Origin of the sequence: Oxalicibacterium sp. (genome assembly GCF_035565035.1) — a bacterium.
Classification (GTDB): Bacteria; Pseudomonadota; Gammaproteobacteria; order Burkholderiales; family Burkholderiaceae_D; genus Oxalicibacterium.
In genome coordinates, this window is the sequence record NZ_DATMTD010000008.1 from 29614 (window position 1) to 51101 (window position 21488).

A 21488-nucleotide genomic window follows, 5' to 3' on the forward strand; every position below is an offset into this window, starting at 1 on the left:
AAAGGGGTGAAATGAGTGCATCAAGGAAATAATTTGGTGTGGAATGCTTCTTTCGAGAAATTGTTTTCCGGAAGGAAAAAGGCGTTTTGGTAATCTTGCAATCCATGCGAACCCTGTCGTGTTTTGCATCGATGCAAGCATTGAATTTGATACGAAAGAAGAAAATGCGTTCGATAAAAATCCTGGTTGCCACGGCGAGTTTCTTTTTGCTGATGTTTAGCCAGCCGGTGTTTGCGCAAGGCGCCATCCCCAGCCATTCCATCGATCTGCCCGGCAGCAGTGCTGTACAAACTGAAGGGAAAGTTGAAAGGACCCGACAACAGCACCCGCGATTATGTCGTGCATGTGAAGAAAGGGCAGACGCTTTCAGTCGCGCTGGACGCCGACAAGTTCTCATGGACTTATTTCGATTTAGTGCGGCAGGAAAGCGACGAAGCATTGTTCGTCGGTGAAACGCACGACGGGAAAGCGTGGCAGCAACAGATCCAGGATGGCGGCAAATACATCATCCGCATCTATCTCGATCGCGCCGTGGCGCTTCGTGGAGAGTCGTCGAGATACACGCTGTCGATTTCGGCTTCTTGAACGGGCTGGAAGAATGGCGCGGCATCGCAGTGCTTTGCTCGTCGTAAACAGGAAGACCGGACGGAAACGTTCGGCAATTCTTTCGATGGCATTTCGCCAACAGCCTGCCATTTTCATCCAAGCCGTTGATAAATCACGTGTTTCTGCCGTCAGGCGTATAATGTCGGCTTTCATCGGAGCATTGCGCGGCGCTCCAGACGATGCAGTTTGTCGTCGGTGCCGACGGACGCATTCCGCTTCTGATCATTCTGTATTTATTCAACTATCGAAAGAGTCAGGTCTCTTCCGGATCGTCACGAGCGTGACTTTTTTCCATGCTCCAATAGCGGTACCCCATACGTAAGACCTGCTGTACATCATGTCCGACATTCAGTCAGAAACGCCCGCTCTCCCAACGACGGTAATCGCACAGGCCGAAGCCGCACCTGCCATCCGCTTTCAGGATTTCGGTCTCGCGCCGGAAATCCTGCGCGCGCTGAACGATCAGGGTTATGTGCACCCGACGCCGATCCAGGCCGAGGCGATTCCCGTCGTGCTGAAAGGTATCGACGTGATGGGTGCCGCGCAAACCGGTACCGGTAAAACCGCCGGCTTCTCGCTGCCGATCATCCAGTTGCTGATGGCGCACGCGAACAGCAGCGCTTCGCCTGCGCGTCATCCGGTGCGTGCACTGATTTTGACGCCGACGCGCGAGCTGGCCGATCAGGTGGCGGAAAACGTCAAGGCCTATTCGCGCCACACGCCGCTGCGTTCGACCGTGGTGTTTGGCGGTATGGACATGAAGCCGCAGACCGTGATCCTGAAGGGGGGCGTCGAGATCGTCATCGCCACGCCGGGCCGCCTGCTGGATCACGTTGAACAGAAAAACATCAGTCTCGGCCAGGTGCAGATTCTGGTGATGGACGAAGCCGACCGCATGCTGGACATGGGCTTCCTGCCCTACTTGCAGCGCATCATCAACCTGTTGCCGAAGCAACGCCAGAACCTGATGTTCTCCGCGACCTTCTCGCCGGAGATCAAGAAGCTGGCCAACACCTTCCTGAAGAATCCCGTCACGATCGAAGTCGCGCGCAGCAATGCGACGAACGAGAATGTCACGCAGATCATCTACAAGGTGGAAGAGGAAGCCAAGCGCGATGCGGTGTCGTTCATCATTCGCCAACGCGGATTGAAACAGGTGATCGTGTTTTCGAATACCAAGATCGGCGCCTCGCGTCTCGCACGCCAGCTGGAAAGCGAAGGCATCAAGGCGTCTGCGATTCACGGCGACAAGTCGCAGGGTGAACGCATGCAGGCGCTGGAGCAGTTCAAGAAGGGCGAGATCGAAGTGCTGGTCGCGACCGACGTCGCCGCGCGTGGTCTGGACATTGCCGAACTGCCGTGCGTGATCAACTTCGATCTGCCGTACAACGCGGAAGACTACGTGCATCGCATCGGTCGTACCGGTCGTGCAGGTGCAACCGGCGATGCAATCTCGCTGTATTCCGACAAGGATGCGCGTCTGCTGGTGGATATCGAAAAACTGATCAAGCAGAAATGCGTACCGGGCGATCTCGTCGGTTTCGCTCCGCGTGCAGCAGGTCGCGAGCGTTCGTCGTCCGATCGTCCGCCACGTCGTGACGATTCAGCTTCGCGTGGCCGTTCCGAACGCAGCAATACGTCGCACGACAACAAGACTGTTCACAGTCGCAGCGCCTATGCCGGCGCGCCACGCAAGGAAGCGGTCGATCCGTTCTTCCTCAAGCCGTATGAACCATCGGCCGGTACCGTTACCGACAACAAGCAGGCCGACAACAAATCGATCAAGCCGGGCAAGCAGAAAGTTGCTGCGTTGCTGGGCGGCGCATTCAAGCGCTGAACACGTGCGCCGCAAGGCGCAAATAGCGGTACGGAAGTGTTGTTCCCTGTATGCCTTCATCAACAAGGAAATCAAGGAGATCAATCATGACGGAACGCCAGAAAATCATTCCCTGCCTGTGGTTCGACTTCAATGCCGAGGAAGCTGTGCGGCATTATCTCGACATCTTCGAAGATTCCCGCATTCTTGAGATATCGCACTACGGCGAGGCCGTGCCTGCGCACAATGGCAAGGTGCTGACCATCCTGTTCGAATTGAAGGGACAGCAGATACTGGCATTGAACGCCGGTCCGGATTTTCCATTTACCGAAGCGATTTCATTGAGCATCGACTGCGCCGATCAGCAGGAAGTCGACATGTACTGGACACGTCTGTCGGAAGGCGGTAGCACCAGTCAGTGCGGCTGGCTGAAGGATAAATTCGGGGTGTCGTGGCAGACTGCGCCGCGTCGCCTCATGGAGTTGTTTACCGATCCCGACAAGAGCAAGGCGGCACGCGCAATGAAGGCGATGATGTCGATGACGAAGATCGATATTGCGCAGGTCGAAGCTGCAGCGAATAACACGCGCTGATACGCAGTTTACTTTCCGTCGTTTCCGACGAAGCGCTGTCTCCAGGCGGCGATGGCCTTTTGCCAGAATTCTGCAATCGAATCCGCATGATCGATATTCAATTGCAGAAAGCGCGCGGCGCGCAATAGTTCGCTGAGTGGATTGTCCAGATCAAGCGCCTTCGCTCCCGTCTGCTTCGACAGCTTTTCTCCCACCTCATTCAGAACGACCGGCACGTGCATGTAGGACGGCGTCGGCAATCCCAGCAGACGTTGCAGGTAAATCTGCCGTCCGGTCGATTCCAGCAGGTCGGTACCTCGTACCACATGCGTGATGTCCTGATCTGCATCGTCGACGACGACGGCGATCTGATACGCCCAGAATCCATCCGCACGCTTCAACACAAAGTCGCCGACCTCGGTTGCCAGATGCTGCGTCAACGGGCCGAGCCAGCGGTCGTCGAATGTGATTGATTCGTTCTGTTCGCCAATCTCCGGCACGCGCAGACGCAAGGCGCGTGCAATTTTTCCGACACCTAATCCGTTGCGACAAGTCCCCGGATAAATAGCTGCGCCATCGGCGGCGAATCTGAGTCCGGTGGCGAGACGCGAATCGGCGATTTCCTTGCGGGTGCAACCGCATGCATAAGTGTGTCCGGCAAGACGATCGAATGCGGCTTGATAAAGAGACTTGCGCCGGCTTTGCACGACAATCTCGCCATCGTGCCGCATGCCGAATATCGACAGCGCCTGCGTGATGGCGTCGGCCGCGCCGGGCACGGTACGCGCCTCGTCGATGTCTTCGATGCGCACCAGCCAACTCCCGTCATGCGATTTCGCATCGAGATAGCTGGCCATTGCGGCGACCAGCGAACCGGCATGCAGTGGGCCACTGGGTGACGGGGCGAAACGGCCTGTGTAGTTGTTGTTCTTCTTGTTAGCCATTGCTTACTCCGCAAGTAGTTTTTTATGCACGTCCGGATCGGCCAGTTTGCCCAGAAACCATTTCAGGCATTTGCCGCGTGCATCGGTGCGCCACGCATATTGCAAGGCGCCGTCGGGTTTGGTTTCGCTGGTTTGCTTCTCGATCAATGCGCCGCTATCGAGATACGGTTGCGCCCATTTGCGCGGCAGATGACCGCAACCGAGGCCAGCAACCTGCGCCGCCAGTTTGTCGCGCACCGTTGGCACGGTCAGCGTCGATTGTCCTGTCAGCAGGCCGGACGTAACGCTGGGCAGCAGACGGCCGCTGTCGCCGGCGGCGATCGCGCGATGCTGCTGGACGATATTCGCCGCCAGCGGTTCTTCCATGTTTGCCAGCGGATGATGTGGCGCGACGGCGAAAACCCAATCGACATCGCCCAGCGGCTTCGCACGAAAACCGCCGGAGCCGCGTACCAGATCCGGGCCGTCGTAGGAGATGCCGATCGCCAGGTCGGCTTCGCCATTGATCAGTTTTTCCCATGTGCCAGACAATACTTCCGTCGAAAAACGCAACTGCGTGCCGGCACTGTGCAAGTCGCATTCGTCGATCAGCGGGATCATGTTTTCAAAAGGAATCAGCGCATCCAGCACGATGCGCAATTCGACTTCCCAGCCGCTGGCGGTGCGCTTGACGCGTTGTTCGAGTTCGCTGGCGGCACGCAGCAGATGGCGACCTTCGTTCAGCAATTCCTGCCCTGCAGGCGTCAGCTTGGCGCGATGGCCGCGACGATCGAACAGCAGCACATCGAGGTCTTCTTCCAGCTTGCGTACGCTGTAAGTCAGTGCGGACGGCACGCGGTCCAGCGCAACCGCCGCCGCGCCGAAGCTGCCCTTGCGGTCGATGGTGTCCAGAATGCGGATGGCTTCCAGTGTCAGATTCATGGTCGATTTCCAATATTCAAATATTTTGAATGACTTATGCGGAATTATGCCCTTATTTAAAGCGTTTCGAGCATCTATAGTGTGATTTATGCAGTGACGCATGTCATGCAATAAAACTCAACGAAAGGAAACATCATGCTCGAAATTCGCAAAAGTGAAGACCGCGGTCACGCAAACCATGGCTGGCTGGATTCGTATCACACCTTTTCGTTCGCCAATTACTACGACGAAGAGCATATGGGTTTCGGCCCGCTACGCGTGATCAACGAAGACCGCGTCAACGCCGGTGAGGGTTTCGGCACGCACGGCCACCGCGACATGGAAATCATCAGCTATGTGCTGGAAGGCGAACTGGCGCACAAGGACAGCATGGGCACCGGCAGCGTGATTCGTCCGGGCGATGTGCAACGCATGAGCGCCGGTAGCGGTGTGCGGCATTCGGAATTCAATCATTCGCAGGATCAGACGACGCATTTCCTGCAAATCTGGATCCAGCCGAACGTGAACGGGATTCCGCCGAGTTATGAAGAAAAGCATTTTTCGGCGGAAGAAAAACGCGGTCGCCTGCGTCTGATCGCTAGCTCCGATGGTGCTGATGGATCGGTACTGATTCATCAGGATGCGAAGCTGTATGCCGGGTTGTTCGACGGCAGTGAAACCGCATCGCTGGGGCTGGCAGAAGGCCGCCTTGCCTATGTGCACGTTGCACGCGGCGCGGTAGAAGTAAATGGCGTTGCGTTGCGTACCGGTGATGCGCTGAAGGTGTCGGATACCGATACCTTGACGATTGCAAATGGTCAGCAGGCGGAAGTGCTGGTATTCGATTTGGTTTGATTAACCTTGATCTAAAAAAAGCGCGGCATTCACAAGATGTCGCGCTTTTTATTGATTGATTCTGTCTCATCAATGATGCTCATATTCGGGGGCGCTGCCGGCATCTGAGCGTCGGTCAGCAACTACATTTGCGACCAAAAACTAATCATATAGGACTTAATAAAAAGCGCGACGTCCAAAGACGCCGCGCTTATCTATTTGCCTGTTACTGACTACAGATCATCTGAAAAAACTACGCGTCAATATCCAGCGGCTCAAACGACTTAACCAAATCATCCAGTTGTTTCAGCTGCGTCAAAAATGGCTCCAGCTTCGCCAGCGGCAGCGCACTTGGGCCGTCGCACTTTGCGACTTTTGGATCAGGATGTGCTTCGAGGAACAAGCCCGCCAAACCGACGCCCATGCCGGCACGCGCCAGATCGAGCACTTGTTCACGACGACCGCCGGACGCCGCGCCGCCCGGATCGCGCTGTTGCAACGCGTGCGTGACGTCGAAGATCACAGGCAGGTTGTTGCAGGTTTTTTTCATCACGCCGAAACCGAGCATGTCGACCACCAGATTGTCATAGCCGAAATTGCTGCCGCGATCGCACAGGATCAGTTGTTCGTTACCGGCTTCCCTGAATTTTTCGACGATGTTGCCCATCTGCGACGGACTCAGGAACTGCGGTTTCTTGATGTTGATCACGCGACCGGTCTTGGCTAGCGCGACGACCAGGTCAGTCTGGCGCGCGAGAAAGGCCGGCAGTTGCAACACGTCGACCACTTCCGCGACCGGCGCAGCCTGATGCGGTTCATGTACGTCGGTAATCAGCGGTACGTCGAAGGCTTTTTTCACGTCTTCAAAAATGCGCAAACCTTCGTCCAGGCCCGGACCGCGATACGAATGGATCGATGAGCGGTTGGCCTTGTCGAACGATGCCTTGAACACGTACGGAATGCCAAGCTTCTGCGTCACGCGCACGTACTCTTCGCATGACTTCATCGCCAGATCGCGCGATTCCAGCACGTTGATGCCGCCGAACAGGACGAAGGGCAGGCTGTTATCGACCTTGATGTCACCGATGTTGATCATGTGTTGTCTCTTGAGTTGTCGTGTTGCGATGGATTGCGCATGCGCGCAACGGTTTATTTTTTACAGTGCGCGCAGGACGAGCCTGCGACGAATTCCGGTGCCAGCTGCTCGCGTGGCGATACAAGCGCGTTGCAGGTCGGGCAGGTCGTCGGTGCGGTACTCGGCTCCAGCTTCGGATTCAGCGCGGTGCGGTGATCGAACACGAAGCAATCGCCGGTGTAGTGGTCGCCGCCCACTTCCTCGAAGTATTTGAGAATGCCGCCTTCCAGCTGGTACACGCTGTCGTAGCCGATGTTCTTCATGTGGATTGCCGCTTTCTCGCAGCGGATGCCGCCGGTACAGAACGTGACGATGGTCTTGTCGTTCAACTCGTCCTTGTGCGCGGCGACCACGTCCGGGAATTCGCTGAATTTTTCGATGCGGTAATCCAATGTGTTGTCGAACGTGCCGACATCGACTTCAAACGCGTTGCGTGTGTCCATCATGACGACCGGCTTGCCGTTGTCGTCGTGTCGCTGATCGAGCCAGCGTTTTAGCGTGGCGGCGTCGACGGCCGGCGCACGGCCTTCTTCCGGCTTGATCAGCGGATGCTTCATCGTGATGATTTCGCGCTTCAGTTTGACCAGCATCTTGTTGAACGGCTGTTCGCCGGACAGACTTTCCTTCACTTCCAGGTCGCTGAAACGGCGGTCGGCGCGCAACCATGACAGAAAATCGTCGATCGCCGCGCGACTGCCTGCGAGAAACAGGTTGATGCCTTCCGGGCTGAGCAGGATCGTGCCTTTCAACGCCAGAGCGTTGCATTTGGCGAGAAAAGCAGGGCGTTTTTCGGCCGTGTCGTCGAAGCTGACGAATTTGTATGCCGCGATGTTGACGAACGAAGAAGTCGGTTGCATGGTGCGTGAGTCGGTGAGGATCGCCTTGCGATTCGGACAACAGTGCCTCCGACATTGCGTGCCGGCGGTGTGGCGTCCTGGTCTGGCTGAATCAAGGCGACATTATAAACTTTGCCGCGGGCAGACTGCCGGATCGTCGGGAGGGCGCGGTAGAATACCGGCCATGACTTCACCGCAATTTATTCATCTCCGCCTGCATTCCGAATATTCGATCGTCGATGGCCTGGTCCGTATCGATGATGTGATCGAGGCGGCCGCGGCAGACCGCCAGCCGGCGTTGGCGATCAGCGATCTGGCCAACCTGTTCGGCATGGTCAAGTTCTACAAGGAAGCGCGCTCGAAAGGCATCAAACCGATTGTTGGCTGCGATGTCTGGATCACGAACGACAACGATCGCGACAAGCCGTCGCGCCTGTTGCTGCTGGCAAAGAATCGTCACGGTTATCTGCAGCTGTGCGATCTGCTGTCGCGTGCGTGGCTGACGAATATTCATCGTGGCCGGGCTGAAATCAGGCCGGAATGGCTGGAAGAAATCGCAGCCGCTGCAGAAAAAGGATTGATCGTCCTGTCCGGCGCGCATTTCGGCGATGTCGGCATTGCGATCGACAATGGCAATCTGGCTGGCGCAGAACGCTGTGCGCAACGCTGGGCGGCATTGTTTCCCGGGCATTTCTATATTGAAGTGCAACGTGCGGGGCAGCCGAACATGGATGCGCACGTGCGGCAGGCGTCCGTCCTCGCCGCCAAATTGGGATTGCCGGTTGTCGCCACGCATCCCGTACAGTTTTTATCGCAGGAAGAATTCATTGCGCACGAGGCGCGCACCTGTATTTCCGAGGGCGAAATCCTTGCCAATCCGCGTCGCGTCAAGCGCTTCAATGAACAGCAGCGGTTTACCACGCAGGCCGAAATGGCCGAACTGTTTGCCGACATGCCAAACGCGTTGCGCAATTCCGTCGAAATCGCCAAGCGCTGCAATCTGGTGCTGGAACTTGGCAAGCCGCAGTTGCCGAATTTTCCGACCCCGGGCGGTGTGTCGATCGATGAATTCCTGGTGCAGGAAGCCGAACGCGGTCTGGCGATGCGGCTCGAACATCTGTATCCCGATGCCGCAGAACGCGAAAAGCAACGACCGCGTTATCAGGAACGGTTGAAGTTCGAGACCGATACGATCATCAAGATGAAGTTTCCCGGCTACTTCCTGATCGTGGCCGACTTCATCAAGTGGGCAAAGAACAACGGCGTGCCGGTCGGGCCGGGTCGCGGGTCGGGTGCGGGTTCGCTGGTCGCCTATTCGTTGCTGATTACCGATCTCGATCCGTTGCAATACAACCTGCTGTTCGAACGCTTCCTGAATCCGGAACGCGTATCGATGCCCGACTTCGATATCGATTTCTGCCAGGAAGGGCGCGATCGCGTCATTCAGTACGTGAAGGATACCTACGGCAAGGATGCCGTGTCGCAGATTGCGACGTTCGGTACGATGGCCGCGAAAGGTGCGGTGCGTGACGTCGGTCGTGTGCTGGATTTCGGCTACAACTTCTGCGATGGCATTTCAAAACTGATTCCGTTCAAGCCGGGCAAGCTGGTGACGATTTCCGATGCGATCAAGGAAGAGCCGATGCTGGCCGAGCGCATGGAAAAGGAAGAGGAGGTCAAGCAACTACTCGATCTCGCGCAGCAGGTCGAAGGCATTGCGCGCAACATCGGCATGCACGCGGGTGGCGTATTGATCGCTCCGGGCAAGCTGACCGATTTCTGCCCGTTGTATACGCAGGGTGGCGATGCCGGCGTGGTGTCGCAGTACGACAAGGACGACGTCGAAGCGGTCGGCCTGGTGAAGTTCGACTTTCTGGGGCTGACCACGCTGACGATTCTCGATCGCGCGGTGCGTTACATCAAGGAGCTCGATCCGGCGATGGCCGATTTCTCGTTGGAGAAATTGCCGCTCAACGACCGGCCGTCGTACGAGTTGCTGACCAAGGCCAAAACGGTCGCTGTGTTCCAGCTTGAAAGCCGCGGCATGCAAGGCATGCTGAAGGATGCACGTCCGGATCGGTTCGAGGACATCATCGCGCTGGTGGCGTTGTACCGTCCGGGTCCGATGGATTTGATTCCCGATTTCTGCCGACGCAAGCACGGTGAAAAATTCGAATATCCGGATCCGCGTACCGAGGCCATTCTGTCCGAGACCTACGGCATCATGGTTTATCAGGAACAGGTCATGCAGATGGCGCAGGTCATCGGCGGTTACTCGCTCGGCGGCGCCGATTTGCTGCGCCGTGCGATGGGCAAGAAGAAGGCCGAAGAAATGGCCAAGCATCGCGAGCTGTTCCGCGAAGGTGCGGCGAAGAACGACCTGTCGGCAGAGAAGGCCGACGAGATTTTCGATTTGATGGAGAAATTTGCCGGTTACGGTTTCAACAAATCGCATGCTGCGGCGTATGCACTTCTGTCATATCACACCGCCTATCTGAAGGCGCATCACCCGGCCGCGTTCATGGCAGCCAACTTGTCGCTCGCGATGGACGACACCGACAAGATCAAGATTCTCGTCGAGGACGCGATCGATGTCTGCGGCCTGACGCTGCTGCCACCGAATATCAATGAGTCCGATTATCGCTTCACCCCGGTCGGCGTACCGGGCAAGAAAGCCACGCAGATCCGTTACGGTTTGGGTGCGGTCAAAGGCTCGGGAAAAAGTGCGATTGATGCAATCGTGGTGGCCCGGCAGGGTAAACCGTTCACCGACCTGTTCGACTTCTGCAAACGCGTCGATAAGAAACAGATCAATCGACGCACGATCGAATCGCTGATCCGTGGCGGCGCGTTCGATTGCTTCAACGTCGATCGTGCCATTTTGCTGGCATCGGTCAGCTTCGCGATGGAAGGTGCGGAGCAGGCGGAAGCTGCGGCCAATCAGGTCAGCCTGTTTGGCGGCGATGACAGCGATCTGGAAACACCACCGGAATATGTGAAGACGGCGCCCTGGAGCGAAAAGCAAAAGCTGACTGAAGAGAAGGCTGCACTGGGTTTTTATCTGTCTGGCCATCCATTCAATTACTACGCGGACGAGGCGCGACGTTTTGCGCGTACCAAGCTGGCGAATCTGGAGCCGTCACGCGAGCCGCGGATGATTGCCGGCGTGATCTCGGGTTTGCGTACGCAGATGACGCAACGCGGGCGCATGGTGATCGTCACGCTGGACGACGGCAGTGCGACGGTCGATATCACCATTTATAACGAGGTCTACGACGCCAACCGCAATCTGTTCAAGGAAGACGAATTCCTTGCTGTGCAGGGCAAGGTATCGGAAGACCGTTTCTCCGGCGGCCTGCGTGTCACTGCGGAAAAGGTGATGGATATCGCTTCGGCACGCATCCAGTATGCGAAGGCCGTAACCATTTCGTTGCAGGCCACAGCCGATGTGAAGGCATTGATGGCGACGCTGCAGGGTGCGGTCCGTCCCGATGGCAGTCCGGTTGTCGTGCAATACCGTAATCCGAAAGGCGTGTCGGAACTGCGCCTGGGTGAACAGTGGCGCATCAATCCGGACGACAACATCCGGCAAAAGCTCATCGATCTGTATTCCGAACAGAACGTGCAGATCGCTTACGAATAACGGCATGTTTGACGTGCCTGTCCATAACAACAGAATCCGGACGTCGCCGGAATCAAGCCGTACTGAGAGACGCAAGTCATGAAATTTCCTCCGCATATCAAACGCCTGCTGGGCATGCTGACGCCTTACCGGAACCGGTTGGTGCTGGCCTTTCTCGGCATGATCGTCACGGCAGCGACGGAGCCGATGTTCCCGGCGATCATGCGCCCGCTGCTGGACAAGGGTTTCACCGGCAAGCCGAGCTTTTCGCTGTGGCTGGTACCGGCGGCGATCGTCGGCATCTTCCTTGTGCGCGGTCTCTCGACGTTCGCCACCAACTACACGATGACGTGGATCACGTCTCGCCTGTTGAGCACATTGCGCCAGCAGATGTTCAACCGCATGCTGGACGTGCCGCTGGGTTTCTATAATGCGCATCCGGTAGGTCGCGTGATCAATTCGATGATGTTCGAGGTACAACAGGTCATCGAAATGATCACCAAGATTCTGGTGCCGCTGATCCGCGATACGTTGACGGTGATCGGTCTGCTGGGCTTTCTGCTCTGGCTCAACTGGCAACTGACGCTGGTCGCGTTCGTGCTGCTGCCGCTGATCGCAACGGTCGTACGCCTGACCGGCAAGCGCGTGCGTCGCCTGACGCGTGAATACCAGAAGGTCAATGGCGAACTGACGCAGGTGATCGAGGAAACCACGCGCGCCAGCCAGGTCATCAAGATTTTCGGCGGTCAGCAATACGAACAGGATCGCTTTGAAAAACGCGCTGACAAGTTGCGCAGCTATACGATGCGCATGGTGACATCGCTCGCAGCCACCACGCCGCTGACGCAGATCATGGCATCGTGCGCTGTCGCCATCGTGATCGTGATTGCGCTGATCCAGTCGGGGGACAACCAGACAACGGTTGGTGGATTTGTCTCCTTCATCACGGCGATGCTGATGCTGCTGTCGCCGCTGAAAAGCATTGCCGAAGTGAACGGCCCGCTGCAGCGCGGCTTGACGGCGGCGGAAGCCGTGTTCGGCCTGATCGATGAAATGCCGGAACGCACCAACGGTCGCGTTCTGTCGGAACGTGCTGCCGGCAAGCTGGAGTTCAGCAAGCTCGGCTTCTCCTATCCCGGCCATCAGCAACGTGCGCTGCACGATATCAACCTGACCGTGAATCCGGGTGAGACCGTGGCATTCGTCGGCATGTCCGGCGGCGGCAAATCGACATTGGTCAATCTGGTGCCGGGTTTTTACCCGATCAAGGATGGCGAACTGCGTCTTGACGGTGTGTCGATCGAAGAGATTGCACTGATCAGTTTGCGCCAACAGATCGCAATGGTCAGCCAGCACGTCGTGCTGTTCGACGACACGGTCGCGGCCAACATTGCCTACGGTGATGCCACGCCGGATCGCGATCGCATCGTTGCCGCGGCAAAGGCAGCGCATCTGGACGATGTGATCGCCGGTTTGCCGGAGGGACTGGAGACGATCGTTGGCGACAATGGCAATCGTTTGTCCGGCGGTCAGCGTCAGCGTCTGGCAATTGCGCGCGCGATCTACAAGGATGCACCTATCCTGATTCTGGATGAAGCGACCTCTGCACTGGATTCCGAATCGGAACGTGCAGTACAGGCCGCGCTGGATGAATTGATGCGCGGTCGCACGACGCTGGTGATTGCGCATCGCTTGTCGACCATCGAACGCGCCGACCGCATTGCGGTGCTGTCGGAAGGCCGCATCGTCGAAATCGGTTCACATCGCGAACTGCTGGAACAGGGCGGCGTATATGCCAACCTGTACAACCTGCAGTTCGCGACGGAGTGATCAGACAATCTCGACGACCAGTTTTCCTTTGGCGGTGCGATTCTCGATAGCGATATGCGCTTCTGTCGCATTGTCGAAATCAAAGCGCGTCGGATCGACGATCACCCGCAGTTTTCCCTTTTCTGCCATCGCGGTGGCTTCGCGCATGATGTCTCCATGATGCGCGCGGCCTTTTCCGCTCAGAATCGGCAATAGCGTGAACACGCCGGAGTAGCTCGCAGCACGGAACGACAGTGGCGCCAGACTATGCGTTCCCCATCCCAGGCAGCTGACGACATGGCCGGTGTAAGCGCGTGCCGCCGCAAATGATGCATCCAGTGTTGCGCCGCCGACGGTGTCGTAAATCACGTCGAAACCTTCTCCATCTGTATAGCGCTGCACATAGTCTTCCACCGACATGTTGCGATAATCGATGGCGGTCGCTCCCAGACTTTCGATCAATTCCTTCTGTGCTGCGCTACCGGTGGCATACACTTTTGCACCGCGTGCGACGGCAATCTGGATCGCAATGTGGCCGACGCCGCCTGCGCCACCGTGGATCAACACCTTCTGTCCGGCCTTCACATTGGCGCGATCGACCAGACCTTCCCATGCGGTAATGAAAATCAGGGGCAGAGCGGCCGCTTCACGCATGCTGAAGTTGTCCGGCTTCCTTGCCAGCAAGTTGGCATCGAATGCGCCGAATTCCGCCAGCGAACCTGGTATGCCGCCAATACCGCCAGCCATGCCGTAGACCATATCGCCGATGCGAAATCCCGACACGTCGTCACCGATTTCTTCCACAACACCGGCGACATCCATGCCCAGGATGGCGGGCAATGTGGTTTTCGCATGACCGGCAGCGCCGCTACGCACTTTGACGTCAAGCGGATTGACGCCGCTGGCATGGATGCGCACCAGAAGTTCGCCTTTTCCCGCCGCAGGGCGCGAAACAGTGCGTAATGCAAAAGGGCTTTGATGCTGTTCGAGAATCAGTGCGCGCATGGTGTGGTTCATGATGATTTCCTTTTTCGTTCTGCTGCCGGACTTTCCGGCTGACTATTTGTCGATTGACGTTTGCATCGTATGTCATGCAGAATTGTTCGAAAATAGATGTTATTGAATAACGTCCATTCAAAAATGAATGAGGTGAAAATGGAGTGGAGCGACCTGAAAGTTTTCCTGGCAATTGCGCGTGCCGGTACGCTGGGCGGTGCAGCGCGCCTGACCGGCCAGACGCAGCCGACCATGGGGCGGCGTTTGCGCGCTCTGGAGGAAGCAGTCGGACACATGCTATTTCAGCGGACCAGTGACGGTTTTATCCTGACCGACGAAGGGGCGGCAGTATTGCGGCATGCCGAGCGTGTTGAAGAGGAAACACTGGCGTTCGAACGAGAACTGGCAGGGCAGCGCAATGAACTGAGCGGTGTACTCAGAGTGTCTTCGTCCGACTGGTTTGGCGTCCATATGCTGACGCCGGTTTGCCACGCCTTTTCGCTTGCACATCCGCATGTCACGGTGGAACTTCTGACCGATGCACGCTTGTTCAACTTATCCCGACGGGAGGCCGATCTGGTCTTTCGTATCCAGCCGTTCGATCAGCCGGATATCATTCAGCGCAAGTTGATGCACATCGATTACGGGTTGTATGGACCTGCCGGACAGAACAATCCCTTGAAAGACGAGGGCACCGGTTGTTCGTTGATCACGCTCGACAGCGCGTTCGAGGATTTTCCGGATGTGCAGTGGCTGCATCGGCTGTTACCGAAAGCAAATATCGTGTTTCGCAGCAACAGCCGCGATGCGCAGGCCATGATGTGCGCCCAGGGCGCCGGTCTGGCCGTCCTGCCGCGTCCGTTGGGCGATCTCATTCCGAATTTGAAACGAATCGATCTCGGCGAGTCGCCACCGGGGCGCGATGTATGGCTGGGCTACCATCGCGATTTACGCGGGCTGCGTCGTCTGCGGGCATTTCTTGATGTGGTACTGGAACGCTATGGCGGTAACTGAATCGGTCGTTCGCCGCCGTTTAGTACAGGGCTAGCGTTACAACAGAATAACGTCGTACTGTTCCTGGTGATAGATCGTTTCCACCTGCAATGAGATCGGCTTGCCGAGGAAGTCGCTCAGCATTGCCAGATGCTGCGATTCTTCTTCAAGAAACATGTCGATCACCACCTGCGATGCGAGAATGCGGAATTCGCGCGGATTGAACTGTTTGGCTTCACGCGTCAGTTCGCGCAGGATTTCGTAGCAGATCGTGCGTGCGGTTTTCACCTGTCCCTTGCCGCTGCATGCCGGGCACGGTTCGCAAAGAATGTGCGACAGCGATTCACGCGTACGTTTGCGCGTCATTTCCACCAACCCCAGCGCAGAGAATCCCGATACCGACACCTTGGTACGGTCGCGTGCCAGTGCACGGTTCAGCTCGTTCAAGACGGCTGTCTTGTGATCCTCGTTCTCCATGTCAATGAAGTCGAGAATGACGATGCCGCCGAGATTGCGCAACCGTAACTGGCGCGCAATCGCGTGTGACGCTTCCAGATTGGTCTTGAAAATCGTGTCGTCGAAGTTGCGACCGTTGACGAAGCTGCCAGTGTTGACGTCGATGGTCGTCATCGCTTCGGTCTGATCGACGATCAGGTAGCCGCCGGATTTGAGATCGACGCGACGACCGAGGGCCCGCTGGATTTCTTCCTCGACACCGTACAGGTCGAACAGCGGACGCTCGCCCGGATAGTGAACCAGTTTCGACAACACCGACGGCGTGTACAGTTCGCCGAACGCCTTGATCTTCAAAAAATTCTCGCGCGAATCGACCTGGATGATCGCCGTTTCATCGTTGACGAAATCGCGCATCACGCGTTGCGCCAGATCCAGATCCTGGTACAGCAGCGACGGTGCCGGTTTGGTTTTTGCCAGTTGCGTGATGTTGTTCCACGTCTTGCGCAGATATTCGATGTCCGCTTGCAGATCGGCATCGGACGCGTCTTCTGCCATTGTGCGAATGATGAAGCCGCCTTTTTCACCGGCTTGCATCAGGCTTTGCACTTTTTCACGCAATGCTTCGCGTTCGGCTTCGTTCTCGATGCGTTGCGAAATACCGATGTGCGATTCCTGCGGCAGATAAACCAGCATGCGACCGGCGATCGAGATCTGCGTCGACAGTCGCGCGCCCTTGGTGCCGATCGGATCCTTGATGACCTGCACCGTGATCGACTGACCGTCGTGCAGCATGCGTTCGATCGGCATCGGTGTGGTCGGCGGTCCGGCGTGTGAACGCGCGTCCCAGATGTCGGCGACGTGCAGAAAGGCCGCGCGTTCGAGACCGATATCGACGAAGGCCGATTGCATGCCGGGCAATACGCGTACGACCTTGCCGACGTAGATGTTGCCGGCCATGCCGCGCGATAGCGTGCGTTCGACGTGCAGTTCTTGCACGGCACCCTGCAACACGAGTGCGACGCGGGTTTCCTGCGGGGTAACGTTGACGAGAATGACTTCGCTCATAGGATGTGCAGGCCAGCCTGCTTCAATAGTTGTCCGGTTTCGAATAGCGGCAGGCCCATGATGCCCGAATAGCTGCCGGCGATATCCTGGATGAACAGCGCGGCCTGGCCCTGTATGCCATAGCCGCCTGCCTTGTCGTATGGTTCTGCGGTTGCGCAATAGGCGCGGATCGTTTCGTCGGTCAATGCGGTGAAGGCGACGTCCGAGCGCTGTGTGGTCTGATAGGTCTTGTCGTCGTGCAGCACGACAATATGTGTCAGCACCTGATGTGTGCGACCGGACAGTGCACGCATCATGTCGGTTGCTTCCGTCGCATCGACCGGCTTGCCGAGAATGCGGCCATCGAGCACGACAGTGGTATCGGCGGCAAGAATGGGACGCAGCGGCAGCTTGCGCCACCACATCGTCTTTTGCGCGAACTGCGCTTTCTCCAGCGTGACGCGCGCGACATAGTCTTCGGCACGTTCATTCGGCAGCACGATTTCGGTCACTTCCGGCCCGCGCGGCGTTTGATCACGCAACAGCAGCAGTTCGAACTCGATGCCGATCTGGCGCAGCAATTCACGCCGGCGCGGACTTTTGGAGGCGAGGTAGATTTTCTGCGGGATCGGTTTCATGACGTCATATGGTACGCAGTGGTTTTCGACCGGTCTGTTGGCTGGTTTTGTTCGTTACACGCGATGATAAGGATGATTCTGCGTGATCGACCAGGCGCGATACAACTGTTCCGCCAGCAATACGCGCACCATCCCGTGCGGCAATGTCATGCTGGAAATGCGGATCAGCATGTCGGCATTGCGCTTCAATTCAGGATCGAGGCCGTCGGCACCGCCGATGACGAAGACGACATCGCGGCCATCCTGCTGCCATTGCGTCAGCGATTGCGACAACTGCATCGTCGTCAGGTCCTTGCCGCGTTCGTCCAGCGCAACAATGCGCGCCCCCTTTGGCAACGCCGCCTCGATCTTCGTCCGTTCAAGCGCCATCACGGTTTCGGCAGTCTTGCTGCCGGAACGTTCGACGGGCTTGATTTCCTTGAGGAGAATGCGGCAGTCGGGCGGCATGCGTTTCGCATATTCGCCGAATCCGTTTTCGATCCACGCCGGCATCTTGTGACCGACGGCAGCGATGACGAGCTGCATGACAATGACGGCGGCTTAGTCTGCTGATTTCTTGGCCGGTGCGCGTTTTGCGACCACTTTTTTCGCAGGTGCTTTCGCAGCTGCTTTTTTGGCAGGCGCTTTTTCCTTTTTGTATGCAGCGGCGGTTTTGGTCGCTGCAACCTTGATGGTTTTGCCGACGGCTTTCTTGGCAGGTGCTTTTTTCGCCGCGCTCTTTGCGGAGACTGCCGATTTCTTCACAGCTGTTTTGCGCGCCGGTTTTTTCGGTTCGTCGTCGTTCAGTGAGGCCTGGCTGGCGGCCAGATGGCGGCCGGTCGTTTTTTTCGGCGCATCCTCGTCGTTACCGCGTTTGGACGTGCGTTTTGCGGCACCAAACTTGACTTCCTTTTCGCCCCAGATTTCTTCCAGTCGATAGTAGGCGCGGATGGCCGGTTGCATGATGTGGACGATCATGTCGCCCAGGTCGACGAGGACCCATTCGCCGGTGTCTTCACCTTCAATGCTGACGATATTGCCGCCGGCGGCCTTGACCTTGTCACGAACGGATGACGCGAGCGCCTTGGTCTGGCGATTCGATGTACCGGACGCTACGGCAATCCGATCGAACAGGCTGGTCAGATGCGTGGTGTCGAACAGTTGGATGTCTTGTGCCTTGACGTCTTCCAGCGCGTCGATGACCAGTGCTTGCAGTTTTTTGATGTCCATTAGTTTCTGTAGAGATGGTGTTGTTCGATATAGTCTAGCACCCTGTCAGGCACCAGCGAAATCGGGTGGTCGCCACGCTGCAACGCAGCGCGGATGTCGGTGGCCGAAATATCGACCGCCAGATCGGGAGCAAGACAGGCCAGCCCGTGTGTCGTGTTGCGAATCTGCTCCGGCGTACCGGCATGCAATGCGAATTGCTGCATGACATCACCCGGTACATGTGCGGTATCCATCGCAAAGCCGGGACGGGATGCCGCGCATAGGTGCGCATAGTCGAACATCTCCCGCCACTCCTGCCAGGTATGCAAGTGTTGCAACTGGTCTGCACCGATCAGGAACACGATGGAAACGTCGGGCCCCAGTTCGGCACGCACGGCGCGCAAGGTGTCGATCGTATAGGTTGCGCTGCTGCGCAGAATTTCCTGCGGATCGATGCTGATCGGTACTTGTTGCGTATCGAAGGCAAGGCGCACCATTTCCATCCGGTCGTTGCCGGATGCCTGCAAACCATGTTTTTGCCACGGATCGCCGGCCGGGATGATGCGTAGTTCATCCGGTTGCAACAGATTGACGAAATAATCGGCAAGTGCGACGTGCCCGTTATGCACCGGATCGAAGCTGCCGCCCAGGAGCGCCACGCAACGTTTTTCGCCCGCTGCATTCTTCATGTCTGCCGGCACATCAGACCCAGTCACGGTGAATCAGGAAATCGGAGTACAGGCGTGCTTCTGCGCTACCTGCTTCCGGCCGCCAGTCGTAACGCCACTTCACGATCGGCGGCATCGACATCAGGATCGATTCGGTGCGTCCGCCGGATTGCAGGCCGAACAGCGTGCCGCGATCGAACACCAGATTGAATTCGACATAGCGGCCGCGGCGATAAGCCTGAAAATCGCGCTCGCGTTCGCCGTAAGGCGCGTCCTTGCGACGTTCCAGAATCGGCAGATAGGCATCGATGAAACGATCGCCGACGCTGCGTTGCAGGGCAAAGCAGCGTTCGAAGCCACCGTCGTTCAGGTCGTCGAAGAAAATGCCGCCGACGCCGCGTGGTTCCTTGCGATGCTTCAGATAAAAATACTCGTCGCACCACTTCTTGTAACGTGGATGCAGGTCGTCGCCAAATGGTTGCAGCGCGTCACGGCAGGTTTGATGAAAATGCTGCGCATCTTCCTCGAAGCCGTAATACGGCGTCAGATCCATGCCGCCGCCAAACCACCAGATTGGTTCCTTGCCTTCTGCCGTGGCGATGAAGAAACGCACATTCATGTGCACGGTCGGCGCATACGGATTGCGCGGATGCAGCACCAGCGATACGCCCATCGCTTCCCAGTTGCGGCCGGCGATCTCGGGGCGGTTCGCCGCGGCGGAGGGCGGCAGGTTCTTGCCGAGCACGTGCGAGAAGCCGACGCCGCCGCGCTCGAACACATTGCCTTCCTCGATGATGCGCGAGATGCCGCCGCCGCCCTCGGCGCGTTGCCATTGGTCGCGCAGGAAGGGCTTGCCGTCCACGGCTTCCAGCGCGGAGACGATACGCGTTTGCAAGTCCTGCAGATAGTCGAATACGGCCTGGGCGGATACGGGGGAGAGTGTCACGGTGTTCGGAAGATGATCGTTATCGCGTCGATTGTACTCTGCGCCGCACATGCGCCGGTCAGGAAACGCTGCGCAGGTAGGCGAGCAAGTCCTTCATGTCGCGCTCGCTGCGGATGCCGAAAAAGCGCATCCTGTTGCCCGGCACGACCGTATCCGGATCGCGCAGAAAAGCGCGCAGCTTGTCTTCGGTCCAGACGAAGCCGGCGTCCTTCATTGCCGCCGAATAGCGGTAGTCCGATGTGGATCCTGCCGGCCGGCCGATGATGCCGTTCAGCTGCGGCCCGAAGCCGCCGCGCGCGGACGGCCCGACCTGGTGGCAGTTTGCGCAAGTGTTGAACACCTTCTTGCCGGCGATCGCGTCGCCGCTTGCGGCATTCTCGAGCCTCGATTCCCCAGCCTGCTTGCCGCAAGCAGCCAGCGCAAGGAGAAACGCCAGCGCCGCGCACGGGAATGTCTTTCCGCTGGCGCGCTGGAGCATCAGGGACGTTTCATCGCGCGCCAGCCGATGTCGCGGCGGAACTGCATGCCGTCGAAATGGATGCGGTCGACCGCGTCATACGCTTTCTTTTGTGCCGTCTTCACGCTGTCGCCGAGGCCGACCACGCACAGCACGCGCCCGCCGGAAGCTTTCAGCTTGTCGCCTTCCAGCACGGTGCCGGCGTGGAAGGTCACGCTGTCCGGCGTTTCATCGGCGATGCCGGTGATGATGTCGCCCTTGCGCGGCGCATCGGGGTAGCCATGCGCCGCCATCACCACGCCGAGCGCGGTGCGGCGGTCCCATTCGAGCTCGATCGTATCCAGCGTGCCGCCGATGGCATGCTCGACCACGGTGACGAAATCGGTTTTCAGGCGCGCCATGATCGGCTGCGTTTCCGGGTCGCCCATGCGGCAGTTGAATTCCAGCGTTTTCGGATTGCCCTTTTCGTCGATCATCAGGCCGGCATACAGGAAACCGGTGAACGGAATGCCGTCCTTGTGCATGCCCTGCACGGTCGGCTGGATGATCTCGCGCATCACGCGCGCATGCAGCGCCGGCGTGACGATGGGGGCCGGCGAATAGGCGCCCATGCCGCCGGTGTTCGGGCCTTCGTCCTTGTCGAGCAGGCGCTTGTGATCCTGGCTGGTGGCCAGCGGCAGGATGTTCTTGCCGTCGACCATCACGATGAAGCTGGCTTCCTCGCCGGCCAGGAATTCCTCGATCACGACGCGCGCACCGGCGTCGCCCAGCTTGTTATCCGACAGCATCATCTCGACCGCGTCGTGCGCTTCCTCGCGCGTCATCGCGACCACCACGCCCTTGCCGGCAGCGAGGCCATCGGCCTTGATCACGATCGGTGCGCCTTTCTGATTGATGTAGTCGTGCGCGGCATTGACCTCGGAGAAGGTCTGGTATTCGGCGGTCGGAATGCCGTGGCGCTTCATGAAGGCCTTGGCGAAATCCTTCGAGCTTTCCAGTTGCGCGGCTTCGCGCGTGGGGCCGAAGAT

General features: G+C 57.9%; 20 protein-coding genes. 7 read left to right on the forward strand and 13 right to left on the reverse strand.

Annotated features, from left to right (window positions below; translation table 11 throughout):
- Nucleotides 1-231 precede the first annotated feature (231 nt).
- From VN114_RS00635 to VN114_RS00645, 3 genes are all read left to right on the forward strand, one after another.
- Nucleotides 232-585: a hypothetical protein gene (locus VN114_RS00635; protein ID WP_325510937.1), complete on the forward strand. Its 354-nt coding sequence runs from the start codon at nucleotides 232-234 to the stop codon at nucleotides 583-585.
- Nucleotides 586-943: 358 nt separating this feature from the next.
- Nucleotides 944-2443, forward strand: a complete 1500-nt coding sequence (locus VN114_RS00640; protein ID WP_325510939.1) for a DEAD/DEAH box helicase — start codon at nucleotides 944-946, stop codon at nucleotides 2441-2443.
- Nucleotides 2444-2529: 86 nt separating this feature from the next.
- Nucleotides 2530-3015 (forward strand): VOC family protein, encoded by a 486-nt coding sequence (locus tag VN114_RS00645; RefSeq protein ID WP_325510941.1) that lies wholly within the window; start codon nucleotides 2530-2532, stop codon nucleotides 3013-3015.
- 8 nt (nucleotides 3016-3023) lie between these two features.
- On the opposite strand, the gene gluQRS is transcribed toward VN114_RS00645, so the two are convergent.
- Complete coding sequence (gene gluQRS, locus VN114_RS00650; protein ID WP_325510943.1) at nucleotides 3024-3938, reverse strand: tRNA glutamyl-Q(34) synthetase GluQRS; 915 nt, start codon at nucleotides 3936-3938, stop codon at nucleotides 3024-3026.
- A gap of 3 nt (nucleotides 3939-3941) precedes the next feature.
- Nucleotides 3942-4859 carry a LysR family transcriptional regulator gene (locus VN114_RS00655; protein WP_325510945.1) on the reverse strand — a complete coding sequence of 306 codons (918 nt, stop codon included), beginning with the start codon at nucleotides 4857-4859 and terminating at the stop codon, nucleotides 3942-3944.
- 135 nt (nucleotides 4860-4994) lie between these two features.
- Here VN114_RS00655 and VN114_RS00660 point away from each other — a divergent pair, with 135 nt between their 5' ends.
- Nucleotides 4995-5693 (forward strand): pirin family protein, encoded by a 699-nt coding sequence (locus tag VN114_RS00660; protein WP_325510947.1) that lies wholly within the window; start codon nucleotides 4995-4997, stop codon nucleotides 5691-5693.
- Between the two features lie 232 nt (nucleotides 5694-5925).
- Here the strand turns inward: VN114_RS00660 and kdsA are convergent, their stop codons facing one another.
- Both kdsA and VN114_RS00670 read right to left on the reverse strand, forming a co-directional pair.
- The gene (gene kdsA, locus VN114_RS00665; protein ID WP_325510949.1) at nucleotides 5926-6768 is read right to left on the reverse strand and encodes a 3-deoxy-8-phosphooctulonate synthase; all 843 of its coding nucleotides are present in this window, start codon (nucleotides 6766-6768) and stop codon (nucleotides 5926-5928) included.
- A 53-nt stretch (nucleotides 6769-6821) separates the two neighbouring features.
- The gene (locus VN114_RS00670) at nucleotides 6822-7664 is read right to left on the reverse strand and encodes a sulfurtransferase (protein WP_325510951.1); all 843 of its coding nucleotides are present in this window, start codon (nucleotides 7662-7664) and stop codon (nucleotides 6822-6824) included.
- A gap of 163 nt (nucleotides 7665-7827) precedes the next feature.
- On the opposite strand from VN114_RS00670, the gene dnaE reads away from it, so the two are divergent.
- On the forward strand, nucleotides 7828-11286 hold the full coding sequence (gene dnaE / locus VN114_RS00675) for a DNA polymerase III subunit alpha (protein ID WP_325510954.1): 3459 nt from the start codon (nucleotides 7828-7830) through the stop codon (nucleotides 11284-11286).
- Between the two features lie 78 nt (nucleotides 11287-11364).
- Nucleotides 11365-13095 (forward strand): lipid A export permease/ATP-binding protein MsbA, encoded by a 1731-nt coding sequence (gene msbA / locus VN114_RS00680; RefSeq protein WP_325510956.1) that lies wholly within the window; start codon nucleotides 11365-11367, stop codon nucleotides 13093-13095.
- On the opposite strand, the gene VN114_RS00685 is transcribed toward msbA, so the two are convergent.
- Nucleotides 13096-14091, reverse strand: a complete 996-nt coding sequence (locus tag VN114_RS00685) for a zinc-dependent alcohol dehydrogenase family protein (protein WP_325510958.1) — start codon at nucleotides 14089-14091, stop codon at nucleotides 13096-13098. It lies immediately after the preceding gene.
- A gap of 123 nt (nucleotides 14092-14214) precedes the next feature.
- Here VN114_RS00685 and VN114_RS00690 point away from each other — a divergent pair, with 123 nt between their 5' ends.
- Nucleotides 14215-15084: a LysR family transcriptional regulator gene (locus VN114_RS00690; protein WP_325510960.1), complete on the forward strand. Its 870-nt coding sequence runs from the start codon at nucleotides 14215-14217 to the stop codon at nucleotides 15082-15084.
- A gap of 36 nt (nucleotides 15085-15120) precedes the next feature.
- Here the strand turns inward: VN114_RS00690 and rng are convergent, their stop codons facing one another.
- From rng to purD, 8 genes are all read right to left on the reverse strand, one after another.
- On the reverse strand, nucleotides 15121-16584 hold the full coding sequence (gene rng / locus VN114_RS00695; RefSeq protein WP_325510962.1) for a ribonuclease G: 1464 nt from the start codon (nucleotides 16582-16584) through the stop codon (nucleotides 15121-15123).
- Entirely contained in the window at nucleotides 16581-17201 is a 621-nt protein-coding gene (locus VN114_RS00700; protein WP_325510964.1) for a Maf family protein, read from the reverse strand. The genes rng and VN114_RS00700 overlap by 4 nt, the downstream gene beginning before the upstream one ends.
- A gap of 54 nt (nucleotides 17202-17255) precedes the next feature.
- On the reverse strand, nucleotides 17256-17726 hold the full coding sequence (gene rlmH / locus VN114_RS00705; protein ID WP_325510965.1) for a 23S rRNA (pseudouridine(1915)-N(3))-methyltransferase RlmH: 471 nt from the start codon (nucleotides 17724-17726) through the stop codon (nucleotides 17256-17258).
- Between the two features lie 15 nt (nucleotides 17727-17741).
- The gene (rsfS, locus tag VN114_RS00710) at nucleotides 17742-18410 is read right to left on the reverse strand and encodes a ribosome silencing factor (protein ID WP_325510967.1); all 669 of its coding nucleotides are present in this window, start codon (nucleotides 18408-18410) and stop codon (nucleotides 17742-17744) included.
- Nucleotides 18410-19078 (reverse strand): nicotinate (nicotinamide) nucleotide adenylyltransferase, encoded by a 669-nt coding sequence (gene nadD, locus VN114_RS00715; protein ID WP_325510981.1) that lies wholly within the window; start codon nucleotides 19076-19078, stop codon nucleotides 18410-18412. Before nadD ends, rsfS begins: the two co-directional genes overlap by 1 nt.
- 13 nt (nucleotides 19079-19091) lie before the next feature.
- Nucleotides 19092-20003, reverse strand: coding sequence for an oxygen-dependent coproporphyrinogen oxidase (hemF, locus tag VN114_RS00720; RefSeq protein WP_325510969.1), 912 nt, complete (start codon nucleotides 20001-20003; stop codon nucleotides 19092-19094).
- Between the two features lie 58 nt (nucleotides 20004-20061).
- A complete protein-coding gene (locus VN114_RS00725; RefSeq protein ID WP_325510971.1) occupies nucleotides 20062-20481 on the reverse strand; it encodes a cytochrome c family protein in 420 nt (139 codons plus the stop codon).
- A partial coding sequence (gene purD, locus VN114_RS00730; protein WP_325510973.1) for a phosphoribosylamine--glycine ligase occupies nucleotides 20481-21488 on the reverse strand: 1008 nt, incomplete at its 5' end. The genes purD and VN114_RS00725, both read right to left, overlap by 1 nt.